The following is a 14,309-nucleotide window of genomic DNA, read 5'->3' on the forward strand; positions in this document are numbered from 1 at the left end:
GTGCGCATGCCACCAGCCGCGAGGGTCGGCGACCCGACCGGGCACCCGGGCGTCATCGCCGGGCCCGGCGTGCCGACGGTGCTGATCGGCGGGATGCCCGCCGCCAACGTCGGGACGCTGCACACGTGCTCGTTCCCGCCGCCCGCGGTGCACCCGCCGTCGCCGATCGCGCCGCCCGGCTGCCCGACCGTGCTCATCGGCGGCATGCCCGCGGCCCGGATGGGCGACATGGCCGCCTGCGGCGCGCCGATCGTCATGGGCTGCCCGACCGTCCTGATCGGAGGTTGACGTGGATTTCCTCGGCCGGGGACTCGCCTTCCCGCTGCACACCGACGCGACCGGCTCGATCGCGCTGGTGGGAGGCGAGCGCGAGGTCGTCGAAAGCATCCGGCTCATCCTGGCGACCTCGCCGGGCGAACGCCCGATGCGCCCGGAGTTCGGCTGCGCGGTGCACGACCTGGTGTTCGCGCCCGCCGACGCGGCCACCGCCGGGCAGATCGCCTACGAGGTCCGGGTCTCGCTGGAGCGCTGGGAGCCGCGGATCACCCTCGACGACGTCGTCGTCAGCTTCGACGAGGCCGACCGGGGCACCCTGCTGATCGACATCCGCTACCGCCTGCGCGGCACCAACGACCCGCGCAACCTCGTCTTCCCGTTCTACGTGATCCCGCCGCACGAGTCCGCAGCGCTCGATTCCCCCATGGACGGTGCGTGATGACCCTGCCGATGCCCAACCTCGACGACCGCCGGTTCCAGGACCTGGTCGACGAAGCCAAGTACCTGGTGCAGCGCAACTGTCCGGAGTGGACCGACCACAACGTCTCCGACCCCGGCGTCACGCTCATCGAGACGTTCGCGCAGATGGTCGACCAGCTGCTCTACCGGCTCAACCGGGTGCCCGACCTGCACTACCTGCGCTTCCTCGACCTGATCGGGGTGCGGCTGTTCCCGCCCGCCGCGGCACGGGCCGACGTCACGTTCTGGCTCTCGGCGGCCCGGGACGTCCCGGTGGTCGTCGCGGCGGGCAAGCAGGTGGCCAGCGTGCGCAACGAGGTCGAGGACCCGGTGGTGTTCACCGTGGAGCGCACGCTGAACATCGTGCCGTGCTCGCTCGCGCACCTGGCGACCGCCACCGCCGAAGCCGGCGTGCCGCCGGTCGACCGCACCGACGAGCTCCTCGTCGGCGGCGGCCCGGCGGCCTTCACCGAGACCCCGGCCCCCGGCGACGCGGTCCTCTTCGGACTGTCGGACGCGGTGCCCGGCTGCGCGGTGCTGCTGCGGATCGACTGCGAGGTCGAGGGCCAGGGCGTCGACCCGCACGACCCGCCGTGGCTGTGGGAGGCGTGGGACGGCACCGGGTGGGCGGCGTGCGAGGTCGACCGGGACAGCACCGGCGCGTTCAACCGGGCCGGTGACATCGTGGTGCACGTCCCGGACGGGCACACCATGTCGGTGCTCGCGCGGCAGCGGGCAGGCTGGCTGCGGTGCCGGCTCGTCGAGGCCAAGCAGCACCAGCCGTTCTACCAGCGCTCGCCGCGGCTGCACGCGGTCGAAGCCTCGACCATCGGCGGCACGGCCGCCGCGGTGCACGCGGAGATCATTCGCAACGAGGTCGTCGGGACCTCCGACGGCACGCCCGGCCAGCGGTTCCCGCTCGGCAGGCCCCCGGTGGTGGTGGGGGAGGGCGAGCTGGTCGTCGAGGTCTCGGGCCCGGACGGCTGGCAGCCGTGGACCGAGGTCCGTTCCTTCGCCGACTCCGGCCCGGACGACCGGCACGTCGTGCTCGACCGGGTCGGCGGGCAGGTCGAATTCGGGCCCGCGGTCCGCCAGCCCGAAGGCGGCCTGCGCCACTACGGGGCGGTCCCGGCGAAGTCCGCGGCGATCCGGGTGCCGGAGTACCGCTCGGGCGGCGGGCGGCGCGGCAACGTCGCCCGCGAGATCCTCGAGGTGCAGCGGGACCCGGTCCCGTTCGTCAGCAGCGTGGTGAACCGGCGCCCGGCGATCGGCGGGGTGGACGGCGAGTCGGTCCGGGACGCGGCGGTCCGCGGCCCGCTGCTGCTGCGCACCCGCGACCGCGCGGTCACCGCCGAGGACTACGAGCAGCTCGCCCGCGAAGCGGCACCGGAAGCGGCCCGGGTGCGGTGCATCCCGGCGCACGGCGCCGACGGCCGCGAGACCGGCGCGATCCGGGTCCTCGTCGTGCCGGCCGTCCCCGACACCGGCGAGCTGGCCTTCGCGACCCTGATGCTCGAGCCGGGCATGCGCGGCCGGATCGAGCGCCACCTCGGCGAACGGCGGTGCGTGGGCGCGCTCGTGTCGGTGGAACCGCCGTTCTACCAGGGGGTCACGGTGGTCGCGCGGCTGCGTGCCCGCCGCCGGACGACGGCGGGCACGCTGGGCGCGCGGGCCACCCAGGCCCTGTACGACTACTTCAACCCGATCAGCGGCGGCCCGGACGGCGACGGCTGGCCCTTCGGCCGCCCGGTGCAGTCGGGCGAGGTGTTCGCGGTGCTGCAGCGGCTTCCGGGCGTCGAGCTGGTCGAGGACGTGCGCCTGTTCGCGGCGAACCCGATCACGCGCGAACGCGGCGAGCAGGTCGACCGGCTGGACCTGCCGCCGAACGCGCTGGCGTTCTCGTTCGGGCACCAGGTCCGGGTCCGGGAGGCGGGCGCATGAGCACGGGGACAGGCGGATCGCGGCGGCACGGGTTCGGTGGGCGGCCGAGCGGTTCTCTCCGGTGCCGGGTCGAGGAGGGCGGTTCCGGTCTCCGCGGCGCTCGCGGGGCCGGTGGGCCGGTCGCGGCGGCCGGATGGCCGGGGGCGGGCGCATGAGGACCGGCATCCCGGGGCTGACCAGCCCGCACCCGATCGGCGAGCAGCTGCCCGCGGTGTACGCCGAGGACCGGTTCGTGCAGGGCTTCACCGGTGCGCTCGACGAGGTCCTCGCGCCGGTCATCTCCACTTTGGACAACTTCGCGGGCTACCTCGACCCCGGCGTGGCCCCGGCCGACTTCCTCGGCTGGCTCGCCCACTGGGTCGCGCTGCGGGTGGACGAGAGCTGGAGCCCGGAGCAGCTGCGGCAGCTGGTGACGCGCTCGGTCGAGCTGCACCGGTGGCGCGGCACCCGGCGCGGCCTCACCGACCACGTGCGGCTGCTGACCGGCGGCGCGGTCGAGGTGACCGACAGCGGCGGGGTCGTCGCCGACCCGCAGCCCGGTGCGCCGCTGCCCGATCCCGGGCCGGCGTGGGTGCAGGTGCGGGTGCGGGTGCCCGACCCGGCGCGGGTCGACGTGCGGCGGCTGACCGCGACGGTCGTGGATGCGGTGCCCGCCCACGTGCGGGTCACGGTGGAAGTGCTGGAGGGCTAGCGGATGGTCATCTACGCGGAGTGCGGGCACCAGGGGCCCGCCGACGTCGAGTTCTGCGGCGAGTGCGGCCGCTACCTGAAGTGGGACGACGACGGCCCGGTGGCCGTGAAGTCGCCACCGGTGGTCCAGCAGCAGGTCGTGCAGCCCGCCGAGCCGATCGCCCCGGTCCGGCAGCCGGTGCAGCAGACCGTCGAGGAGCAGGTCCTCAACCCGGGCGACCTGATCTGCGGCCGGTGCGGCAAGGGCAACGCCCCGACCCGCAACTTCTGCAGCCGCTGCGGGGCGTCGCTGGCCGAGTCCCAGGTCGTCAAGACGTCGTGGTGGCGGCGGCTGTTCGGCCGCAAGCCGAAGGAACACAAGGCCGGGGCGCGGCCGGGCAAGGACGGCGTCCGGCGCCGGACCGGCCGGGCCGGGGCCGCGCGCCGGACCGTCGGCAAGGTGATCCGCCGGGCCGTCGCCGTCGCGCTCATCTTCTCGGCCCTGATCTACGCGCTCTACCAGCCGTTCCGCAGCGCCATCAACACCGCCGCGGTCGGGTTGTGGAGCCAGGTGACCGGCATCTTCGAGGCCAAGCTCAACCCGGTCCACCCGATCAAGGTGACCGCGACCGCGCAGACGAACGGGCACTCGGCCCCGCTGGTCACCGACAACGCCAAGAACACGTTCTGGGCCGCGCCCGGCGACCGGGAACAGGTGCTGGTGTTCACCTTCGACCACCCGGCGGACCTGCGGAAGGCGATCGTGTACTCCGGCGACGCGGCGAACTTCCCGGCCGCGCACCGGCCGCAGAAGCTGCACCTGGTCTTCTCCACCGGCAAGACCTACGACATGGCGCTGGCCGACACGCCGGACCCCCAGGAAGTCCCGATCGAGCACAGCGAAGGCGCCACGAGCGTCGAGCTGCACGTCACCGGGCTGTACCGCTCGCTCGACGGCACGGACGTCGCGATCTCCGAGATCGAGCTGTTCGAGGCCGGCTGAGCCGCCGGAAAGCCGAGCCACCGAAGTCACCTTGGGGAGGACCGACCATGCGCGCGAACCGAGCGGTGGCGGGGACCGCGGTCGTCGCGGTGCTCGCCGGCTGGGCGATCAGCGGCGCGCTCGCGCCGACCGAGGCCCAGGCGCCGGCCCCGGCGGCCGCGCCGTACCGCGTCGGGTACGTCAGCGCGGCCACCACCGGCCTCTACCAGGCGACCGGCGAAGGCGCCGAACCCGCGCTCCCCGGCGGGGCCGGCGGCGTCGACTCCGACGCGTCGGCGGGAACCGGCGGGATCGTGTGGGTGAGCCACCGCGCCGCCGCCGGCAGCGCCGAACGCGACGGCGAGCTGTTCTACCTCCGCGACGGGACCTCGGCGGCCGTGCGGCTGACCGACGACGACGCCGCCGACCTCCACCCGGCGCTGTCGCCGGACGGCCGCACGGTCGCGTTCGCCTCCGAACGCACCGGCAGCCGGAAGCTCTTCGTGATCGGCGTGGACGGCCGCGGCCTGCGCCAGGTGACGTCCGGCCCGGCGAGCGACGACTCGCCGAGCTGGTCGCCCGACGGCACCCGGCTGGCGTTCAGCAGCACCCGCGACGACCCGGCCGGGGACATCTACACCGTGCCGGCCGCCGGCGGGACGCCCACCCGCCTGACCGCCGACCCGGCCGCCGACACCCAGCCCGCGTGGGGACCCGCGCGGATCGCGTTCACCACCACCCGCTTCCACCCGGCGGGCGACGTGGCGCTGGTGGCCGAAACCGGCGGGGCGGTCACCCGCGCCGTCCCCGACCCCGGTGATTCGGCGGAGCCGGCGTGGTCGCCCGACGGCACCCGGCTGGCCTTCACGACCCGCGCGCAGGACCCGCTCGGCGACGTCAAGCAGGTCCAGGGCGGCAAGGTCTCGGTCATCTCGGCGCTGTCCGGCACCGGCGAGACCGAGCCGACGTTCCGCGCCGACGGCCGTCCGGTGTTCACCGAACTGCGCTCCGGCGGCAGCACGGACATCTGGAGCGCGGACGCCACCGGCGGCGACCGCCGCGACCTCACCAACCGCCCCGGCGCCGACGAGTTCGACCCGGCCTTCTCCGCCGACGGAACGCAGCTGGCCTACACCCAGGCCGGCCCCGGCGATGCGGTGGCGACCGCGGTCGTCGTGGCGAACGCCGACGGCAGCGCGCCCCGCGAGCTGACCGGCCGGGTCGACCGGATCAAGCGCGAGCAGCACCCGGCCTGGTCCCCGGACGGCACGATGATCGCCTTCACCAACACCGAAATCCGGAGTGAAACCCCGATCGACACCGTGCGGATCGCCCGCGTCGCGGACGGGAAGGTCCTCGGCGAGATCCCGCTGCCGCCGTACCTGTCCGGCAGCGACTCGCAGCCGGTGTGGTCCGCCGACGGCACGAAGGTCACGCTGACCCGCGCGGCCGCGCGGATCGCGCCGCCCCCTCCGTCCAGAGTGGACCCCGGGGTGGTCGACATCCCGGTCGGGCAGGGCTCGTCGGCGTCGATCCGCAAGACCGTGCCGACGGACAAGGTGCCCGCCCGGCCCGACATCGTGCTGCTGATGGACCAGACCAGCTCGATGGGGACCGCCCTGAAGGACATGCAGACCAACCTGACCCAGGTGATGGGCACCATCACCGCGGCGCAGCCGGAAGCCCAGTACGCCGCCGTGGCGTTCGGCGACCGCGACGACGTCGTCGACGCGAACAACCCGCACGGCCGCCTCTTCCAGGTGCAGCAGGACCTCACGAAGAACCAGGACGACGTCAAGGCCGCCTTCACCAGGATCACGCCGTTCGGTGGCGGGGACACCCCGGAGGACTGGATCTACGCCCTCGACCGGGTCGCCACGGGCGCCGTCACCTTCCGGCCGGACAGCAGCAAGATCGTCGTGCTGGTCGGCGACGCGCCGAGCCACGACCCCAGCGGCGTTCCCCAGCACCCCGACCAGGGCGTGACGCTCGCCCAGGCGATCGCGCACCTGAAGGCGCAAGGCATCCGGGTGGTCGCGGTGTCGGCCGCGGGCGGTGGCGGTGGCCTCGACAGCGACCCGGCGCACCAGGCGACCCAGGTGGTCGACGGGACCGACGGGGTCATCGCCAGCACCGACCCGGGAAACATCAGCGCCGTGATCGCCGAAAAGATCGGTGACCTGAAGGTGAAGGTGCTGCCGGTGCCGTTCTGCGACCCGGGGCTGACGCTGACCTTCGACCCCGAAGGGACGCAGCAGGTGCCGGGCGGCACGAACGCGAACTTCACCGAAATCGCCGCCGTCGCGCCGACCGCGCCCCTCGGCGCCGTCCTGCACTGCCGCGTGGAGTTCCGGATCGACGGCGAGAACACCGTCCGGCCCGGCTACACCGAGGACGTCACCGTCCGGGTGAAGGATCCGCGGCTGCCGCTGATCACCGTGCACGACAAGACCGTCACCGGCACCGCGCCGACGGTCGTCGAGTACCCGGCGACCGCGATCGACGCCGACCGCGAAACGGTGCTCACGCCGTTCTGCACCCCTTCGTCCGGCAGCCTCTTCCCGGTCGGCGCCACCACCGTGACGTGCACGGCGACCGGGCGCAACGGCACCGCCACCGAGACCGCCGTCATCTCCGTCGACCCGGGCGGGGGGTTCCGGCAGGAGCTCTGGCAGGTGGCCCTGACCTCGGGACCGGACAGCGTCACCGCCGGGACCCAGCGGAACCTCTCGCCGTCGTTCGGGACGCCGTGCGGCACCGGGCGCCAAGGCTCGGCGGACGTCTCGCCGGACGGCACCGTGCTCGTGTTCCACAACGACCGCCGTCAGCTCTGCGTCGCCCCCGCCGACGGCGGAGCCGCGCGCGTGCTGGTGCCGGACGCCGGAACCGTGGACGACCCGGCCTGGTCGCCGGACGGCACGCTGGTCGCCTTCGACAGCACGCCGTCGGAGTCCCGGCCGGGCATCCTGACCGTGCCGGCGGCCGGAGGCCCGACGGCGGTCCTGATCGCCGGGCCGGGCGGTGCTTCGCAGCCGGCGTTCCAGCGGGTCGCCGACCTCGGGGTGACCGCCACCGCCGTCCCGCCCGCCATCCCGTTCGACGGGCTGACGACCTTCGAATTCGTGGTCACCAACCACGGCGTCGCCGCGTCGCCCGGCGTCGGGCTGTTCGTCCGGCTGACCCCCGGGTTGCGCCCGCAGGCGCCGATCACCACCGCGGGCACCTGCACGCCGGACCTCGTCTGCGCCTTCGGCACGCTCGCGCCGGGTGCGAGCGCGCGGGTGCGGTTCAGCGCCACCGGCGCGGTGTCCGGGCCGCAGGCCGCGACCGGCACCGTGACCACCGCGGGCCCGGACGCCGACGCGCGGGACAACTCCGCCACGGCGGTGGTCACCGTCGCCGAGAAGCCGCTGCCCCCGGTCACGCCGGGATCGCTGTCGGTGGGGCTGGCGGTGTCGGCCGTCCCGCTGTTCGTCGGCGGCGACGACGTCGTGCTGACCTTCCTGGTGCACAACGGTTCCGGGGCGCCGATGCCGAACGTCCGCCTGGTCACCCAGCTGCCGCCGCAGCTGCCCGCGACCTCGGTGGCCACGGGCTGCACGCCCGACGGCGGCAGCTGCGCGCTCGGGACGCTCGCGCCCGGCCAGACCGTCGAGGTCCGGATCTCGCTGGCGGCCGGGGCCGCGGCCGACGCACCGGTGTCGGGCACGGTCAGCACGAGCGGGCCGGACACCGATTCCCGCGACAACACGGCGAGCGGGCGGGTGGTGATCCGCCGGCCGGTGGTCACCGTGGACCCGGGCGTCGGCCCGCTGGGATCCGTCCCGCGGGTGACGGGGACGGACTTCCCGCCGGGCGCCACCGTCCGGCTGGCCTGGTCGGCAGGCATCTCGCCGGACCCGGGCCTGGCCACCGTGGGCGTCGACGGGAAGTTCGAAGCGCAGTTCCTGCTCTTCCACCACGACCTGATCGGGCCGCGCACGGTGGCGGTGACGCCGGTGAGCGGGCCGAGGTTCGGGACGGTGCAGTCGAACCAGATCCTCGTGGTGCTGCGCACCGAACAACCCCCGTTCATCACCCGCGGCTGATCGGCTCCGGGCCGGTTGCCCGTACGGGCAACCAGGGACGTACGGCCGCACACCCGTCCGCTGGTGCCGGACCGGTGACACGAAAGGGAGACTTCGCGCATGGGAGCAACGGCGACGCTGTCCGAGGCCGGCCTGGTCGCGGAACCCGGCCAGGAGACGAGCTGCACGGTGACCGTCCGGAACGCCGGGCAGGTCGTCGACCAGTTCGCGATCGACGTCGTCGGCGACGCGAGTGGCTGGGCCACCGCGGAACCGGCGACGGTCAACCTCATGCCAGGGGAGACCGGGACGGTCACCGTGCGGTTCGCGCCGCCGCGGTCCTCCGACGTTCCCGCCGGGACGATCCCGTTCGGCGTCCGGGTGTTCTCCAGCGAGGACCCGGCCGGCTCGGTCGTCGAGGAGGGCACCGTCCAGCTCGGCGCCTTCACCGAGATGACCGCCGAGATCGTGCCGGCCAAGGTCGAGGGCAGCTCCAAGGCCGACTTCGAGGTCGCCGTGGACAACCGCGGCAACCGGCCGGTGTCGGTCGAGCTCAGCCCGCTGGACCCCGAGGACGAGCTGGACTTCCGGCTCGAGCGCGAGCGCGCCGACCTGGCGCCGGGCACCGCCGCGTTCGTCCGGATGCGGGCCAAGCCGCGGAAGCGCTTCCTGCGCGGGCCGTCCGTCCGGCACCGCTTCCAGGTGTTCGTCACCGCCGACGGCGCCGAGCCGCTCAAGACCGAAGGCACCATGGTGCAGCGGCAGCTGCTGCCGAAGTGGCTGCTGCCGGCGCTCATCGCGCTGCTCGTCGCCCTGCTCGCCCTGCTGACCCTGTGGTTCACCGTGCTGCGGCCGGCGGTGAAGTCGGCCGCCCGCGAGGCCGCGCAGGAGCAGAACCAGGAGATCGTGAAGGCCGCGCAGGACGCCGGGGCCGGCGCGGACCAGGCGAAGAAGAACGCCGACCAGGCCAAGCAGAACTCCGAGCAGGCGATGAAGGCCGTCGGCCTGACCCCGCCGGGCGACAACCCGGCACCGCCGGGCACCGGTCCCGGTGGCACGCCCCCGACCCGCGTCTCGAACGCTGCCGCCGACGGGACGCCGACGGACTTCCGGGTGGCCGCGGACGCGAAGATCGACTCGAACGTCAACCGGTTCGCCGAGTTCCCCTACACACTGCCGGACGCGGGCAAGACGCTGGTGATCACCGACCTGATCCTGCAGAACCCGCGTGGTGACACCGGAACCCTGCGGCTGCTGCGGGATTCCGGCGGCACCAAGACGGTCCTGCTGGAGGTCGGGCTGTCGAACTTCCGCGACCTGGACCACCACTGGCTGCAGGCCTGGCGGTTCCAGCCGGGGGAGAAGATCGTGCTCGCGGTCAGCTGCCAGAACCCGGCCGACCGGGGCCACTGCACCCCGTCGGTGTCCTTCTCCGGCCGGGTCGAGTAGGCGGTCGTGCTAGATCAGCCCTTCGCGCATGGCGAACGCCACCGCGTGGGCGCGGTTGCGGAGCTGGAAGCGGTTGGTGATGTCGTGCAGGATCGACTTCACCGTCCGCTCCGAGTAGCTCAGCTGGTCGGCGATCTCCTTGGTCTCGAACCCGTCGGCGACCAGCCGCAGCACCCGGGTCTCCCGCTGGGACATCCCGGCCAGGTCCCACCCGTTCGGGTGGAGCACGTCCCGCTGCAGCCGGGACACCCGCGACAGCAGGCGGCCCAGCAGGTCCGGCGGCAGCGCGCCTTCGCCGGCGGCCGCGGCCTTGACCAGCCGCACCAGGGTGTCCGGGGTGGCGTCGGCCCGGCGGATGATCGCCGACACCCCGTTGCCGACGACGTCGAGCAGCTCCGAATCCTCCACCTCCCCGGCGACCAGGACGACGCCGGCGTGACCGGCGCACTGGAGGCTGCGCAGCAGCTGCCGGGCCTCGGTGTTCAGCCGCTCCACGATGACCAGCACCACGGCGGGCTCGTCGGAGCCCTCGTCGGCGAAGCGGATCTCGGGGCGTGACCGCAGCGCGGCCGTGACGCCCGCGTGGGTGATGGTGTCGGTGGCGTGCAGCAGCACCGGAACCTGGTCGGTGATCATCGTGAAAGCCCTCCCTCGAACGACATCGGATCGCTCAACCCCCAGGATCGTGGTGCGGGCGCTCGCCGAACAGGGACATGGAGTCCCGACCTGTCCCGCTTTCCTTACTCCGATCGGGCAATGCCGGCCTCCCGGGCCTTCGCGATGGCCTGGGAGCGGTCGGTGACGCGGAGCTTGCGGAAGATGTGGGACACGTGGTTGCGCACGGTCTTCTGGCTCAGCACCAGTTCCTCGGCGATCGACGCGTTGCCCATGCCCAGCGCCACCAGCCGCAGGATCTCCTTTTCGCGCAGGGTGAGCCGCGGGAACGACTCGTCGCGCGGGGTCGCCGTCCCCAGCAGCGACAGCACCCGGGTGGCGATGGCCGGGCTGAAGATGGCCTCGCCGTCACCGATGACCCGGACCGCGCGGATGATCTGCTCGTTGCGCGCGCCCTTGAGCAGGTAGCCGCGGGCGCCCGCGCGCATGGCGGCGAACACCGCGGCCTCGTTCTCGAACATGGTCAGCATCAGCACGCCGGTGTGCGGACTGGCGCTCACGATCCGCCGGGTCGCTTCGACCCCGTCGAGGTCCGGCAGGTTCAGGTCCATCAGGATGACGTCGGGTTCCAGCCGGGCCGCGTCGGCGACCGCGGTCAGGCCGTCGGCCGCCTCGCCGGCGACCTCCATCCCGTCGGTGGCGTCGAGCATCGCGCAGAGCGCCGAGCGGAAGACGGGGTGGTCGTCGACGACGAGGACGCGCAGGGCTCCGAACACGCTTCACTTCCCCGCGGCGATCGGCAGCCACGCGGCGATCCGCGTGCCGCCGGAGGAGACCGGCTCGACCCGGCAGCCGCCGCCGAGGTCGCCGGCGCGTTCCCGCATCGATCGCAGCCCGGTGCCGCCGACCGCGGGCAGGGCCTCGCCGTCGGTGCCCACGCCGTCGTCGACGATCTCCACGTGCAGGTCGCCGTCCCGCGGCCACAGGTGCACGGTGCACTCGCGGGCCCCGGAGTGGCGGGCGACGTTCACCAGCGCCTCGCGGATGATCCGGTAGGCGGTCACCTCGACCTCCGCCGACAGCGGCGGCAGGTCGCCGCGGACCTCGACGGCCACGCTCAGCGGGCCGTGTTCGGCGGGCACCCGCGCGGTGAGCGTCGCGGCGTACCGGCGCACGGCCACCACCAGCCCGGCTTCGTCGAGGGCGGGGGGCCGCGCGTCGGCGACGATCCGCCGCAGGTCGGTGATCGCGCCGTAGAGCTCCTCTTCGAGCCGGGCCAGCAGGTGCTCGGTGCCCGCGCGGTCCCGCGCGATCAGGTCCCGGGCGGCACGCAGCCCGAGAACGGCGGCGGTGAGTGTCGGCCCGAGCCCGTCGTGCAAATCGTGGAGCACCCGTTTCAGCCGGTCTTCGTAGCCCGCGGGACGACCGAAGTCGGCGACGACGAATGTCCGGCGCATCTTCTCCCCGTCCGCCAGAAATGGTCCGGCCCCCTCGCGAACCGGGGGAACCAGCTCTCGTGCGGGTGGCCCAGCCCCCTGCTCCGTTTCCCGTAGCGAGATGGTCACCCGCTGTACTAATCGCCGCATAACGCCCGCGTGTTTCAGTCCGGAGGACCCCGGAAGGTCACGGTATGGTCCCGAAGCGGAAACGCTCGTAACGGCGCAGGTCGAGGTGATGATCCGTTCGGCGCAGCGGGTTCCGGCCGTCAAAAACGATTCATGAACTGGCCGGTGACCCGGTGGAAATTCGACAAACCCGAGACGCTGCACTTTCGGGAAGTCGCACGGCGGATGGAGCAGAACGGCGGCGGCAACCGGCCGAACAACGGTTGCGCCGATTCTGGTTTCGTTCTTCCGATCGAAATGTGTGGCTCTCGGGGCGTTTCGAGCTGGGACCGGGGGAGTGCACTCGGTGCCGTCCGGCGCGGTGCCGTCGCCGCCTGCTCAGCCGACCGAAGTCATCCGCGGCAGCCGCGGCGACGGCAGGAGTGGCGGCTCCGGCGCCGGGCCGGCGGCCCGGCCGGTGAGGAAGGCCCGCCTGGCGCCCGCGAACCCGTGCCGGTCGTCGAAGATGTCCTGGCTCATCTCGGCGAGCTCCCGGACCCGGTAGGTCTCCAGCGGCCGCCGTTGCTCGTCGGCCTCGCGCGCCGCCTGTTTGCGGCGGACCAGGGCGTCCGCTCGCCCGCCGGCGGCCAGCTCGGTGGCGTGGTCGAGCACGGCCGCGGCGAACTCCGCGCGGTCGCCGCCTGCCAGGTGGTCGACCAGCCCGAGCCCGGCCGCTCCGGCCGCGGTGATCGGCTCGCAGTCGGTGGTCAGCCGGTGGGCCTGCTCCTGGCCGGCCCGGCGCGGCAGCACGTAGGTCCAGTACTCCGAGCCGTACAGCCCCATCTTGCGGTAGTGCGGGTTGAGCAGGACACCGTCCCTGGCGATCACCTCGTCGGCGCCGAGGGCGGGCATGACGCCACCCGCGCCCGCGTCCCCGGCGAGCGCGGAGACCACCAGCTGGCCGGTGCAGTCGATGATCTCCCGGCACAGGTCGTCGATCGCGGTGATGTTCCGCCAGGCCTCCGCCGCGGGGTTCGGGTGGGCGTCGATGACACCCAGGTGGATCCCGTTGGAGAACACCTCGCCGCCGGCCAGGACCAGGACGCTGGTGTCCTGCGCCGCGGCGTGGCGCACCGCCGCGGCCAGCCGACGGCACTGGCGGGTGGACATCGCGCCGTTGTGGAACGCGAACTGCACCCACCCCACCCGGCCCAGCCGCCGGTAGCGGATCTCGCGGAGGCTCGGCGGGACGGCGGCCACGGGCACCTCGGGGACGCTTTCGCCGAGAGCGAGCACCGCAGGCAGCTTGACCGTCGTGCCCGGCGCTTCGGGAGCCAGCCGCCGCGCCTGCCCGATCCACAGCGCGCCGTCGCCGGTGCGGACCAGCACGGCACCCTGGCCGCGGGCCGCGATGGTGCCGGGCTCGCCGGGACCGGCCTCCCCGGGATGGGCGTCGAACACCGCCACCGGGACCCCGGCCAGCTCGGTGTGCACGCCGGGACGGCCGTCCGCGGCCCGGATGCGACGCAGGATCCGGGCGGTCGGCTCATCCCAGGAGAACGCCCGGTCGGCCTGCCGGACCAGCGGGCGTTCGACGCCCGCACCGGCACTCTGGCGCCGCGGCGCGAAGGCGGGGTCTCCGGCCTTGGTCACGACCTCGCCGATCAGGCTCATCGCCGCATCGGACACCTGGGTGTTGTAGAGGGTGCTCTTGCGCGGCGGATCGGACGGCATCCGGAACACCCGCGTGCCCCAGACAGGGCCGCCGTCGAGGTCCCCGGTCGCCTGCAGGGCGGTGACGCCCCAGGTGGGTTCGGCGTCCATGATCGCCCAGTCGAGCGCCGACGGGCCACGGTCCCCTTCGGGGCCGGGGTGGATGATGATCGTGCGGTGGCGCCGCCAGACCTCGTCGGGCACCCGCTGCCGCAGGAACGGGCAGAGGATCAGCTCCGGATCCGCGGCGGCCGCGGCCTCGGCGATCTCCCGGGAATCGCGCACGATCCGGACCGACACGCGGTGACCGCGATCGCGCAGGGCGAGCCAGGCCCGCTGGCTGAGTCCGTTGAACGCCGAGCACAACAGCAGGATCTTCAACGGGCCTCCGCTCGATCGGGTACCGGACAACAGGCGGCGAACGACCGGTCGACGGTACCCGAAACGGGGCCGGAACTGACGCGGCCAACAGGGTAGGCGCATTCCGCCAACCGGGCTGTCCCGGCCGAAGATCCTTGCCTGTCAGTGAATTCGGGCGGAAGCGGCGTCCGGGAAAAACATGCCCCGCGGCTTTCCCGAGATATTCCTCCGGTC

The 14,309-nt window shown here is 73.6% G+C and carries 11 protein-coding genes; 7 read left to right on the plus strand and 4 right to left on the minus strand.

Annotation, left to right across the window (positions count from 1 at the left end):
- Nucleotides 1–6: 6 nt before the first annotated feature.
- The 7 genes from ABZX11_RS37745 to ABZX11_RS37775 all read left to right on the plus strand — a co-directional run bounded on the left by ABZX11_RS37745 (nucleotide 7) and on the right by ABZX11_RS37775 (nucleotide 9,843).
- A complete protein-coding gene (locus ABZX11_RS37745; protein ID WP_176169543.1) occupies nucleotides 7–288 on the plus strand; it encodes a PAAR domain-containing protein in 282 nt (93 codons plus the stop codon).
- Between the two features lies 1 nt (nucleotide 289).
- Nucleotides 290–715 carry a GPW/gp25 family protein gene (locus ABZX11_RS37750; RefSeq protein WP_176169544.1) on the plus strand — a complete coding sequence of 142 codons (426 nt, stop codon included), beginning with the start codon at nucleotides 290–292 and terminating at the stop codon, nucleotides 713–715.
- A complete protein-coding gene (locus ABZX11_RS37755) occupies nucleotides 715–2,676 on the plus strand; it encodes a putative baseplate assembly protein (RefSeq protein WP_354922559.1) in 1,962 nt (653 codons plus the stop codon). The genes ABZX11_RS37750 and ABZX11_RS37755 overlap by 1 nt, the downstream gene beginning before the upstream one ends.
- Nucleotides 2,677–2,827: 151 nt before the next feature.
- Nucleotides 2,828–3,367 carry a phage tail protein gene (locus ABZX11_RS37760; protein ID WP_354922562.1) on the plus strand — a complete coding sequence of 180 codons (540 nt, stop codon included), beginning with the start codon at nucleotides 2,828–2,830 and terminating at the stop codon, nucleotides 3,365–3,367.
- Nucleotides 3,368–3,370: 3 nt separating this feature from the next.
- Entirely contained in the window at nucleotides 3,371–4,348 is a 978-nt protein-coding gene (locus tag ABZX11_RS37765; RefSeq protein WP_176169547.1) for a zinc ribbon domain-containing protein, read from the plus strand.
- Between the two features lie 47 nt (nucleotides 4,349–4,395).
- Nucleotides 4,396–8,415, plus strand: a complete 4,020-nt coding sequence (locus tag ABZX11_RS37770; RefSeq protein ID WP_354922565.1) for a VWA domain-containing protein — start codon at nucleotides 4,396–4,398, stop codon at nucleotides 8,413–8,415.
- A 99-nt stretch (nucleotides 8,416–8,514) separates the two neighbouring features.
- A complete protein-coding gene (locus tag ABZX11_RS37775; RefSeq protein ID WP_354922568.1) occupies nucleotides 8,515–9,843 on the plus strand; it encodes a hypothetical protein in 1,329 nt (442 codons plus the stop codon).
- 9 nt (nucleotides 9,844–9,852) lie between these two features.
- Here the strand turns inward: ABZX11_RS37775 and ABZX11_RS37780 are convergent, their stop codons facing one another.
- The 4 genes from ABZX11_RS37780 to ABZX11_RS37795 all read right to left on the minus strand — a co-directional run bounded on the left by ABZX11_RS37780 (nucleotide 9,853) and on the right by ABZX11_RS37795 (nucleotide 14,096).
- The gene (locus ABZX11_RS37780) at nucleotides 9,853–10,479 is read right to left on the minus strand and encodes a response regulator transcription factor (protein WP_176169550.1); all 627 of its coding nucleotides are present in this window, start codon (nucleotides 10,477–10,479) and stop codon (nucleotides 9,853–9,855) included.
- Between the two features lie 104 nt (nucleotides 10,480–10,583).
- Nucleotides 10,584–11,234: a response regulator transcription factor gene (locus tag ABZX11_RS37785; RefSeq protein WP_354922571.1), complete on the minus strand. Its 651-nt coding sequence runs from the start codon at nucleotides 11,232–11,234 to the stop codon at nucleotides 10,584–10,586.
- A gap of 3 nt (nucleotides 11,235–11,237) precedes the next feature.
- Entirely contained in the window at nucleotides 11,238–11,915 is a 678-nt protein-coding gene (locus ABZX11_RS37790) for a sensor histidine kinase (protein WP_176169552.1), read from the minus strand.
- A 486-nt stretch (nucleotides 11,916–12,401) separates the two neighbouring features.
- On the minus strand, nucleotides 12,402–14,096 hold the full coding sequence (locus ABZX11_RS37795) for an enoyl-CoA hydratase-related protein (RefSeq protein ID WP_354922575.1): 1,695 nt from the start codon (nucleotides 14,094–14,096) through the stop codon (nucleotides 12,402–12,404).
- Nucleotides 14,097–14,309: the final 213 nt, after the last annotated feature.

Origin of the sequence: Amycolatopsis sp. NPDC004169, from assembly GCF_040610315.1 — a bacterium.
In the GTDB taxonomy this organism is placed as follows: Bacteria; Actinomycetota; Actinomycetes; order Mycobacteriales; family Pseudonocardiaceae; genus Amycolatopsis.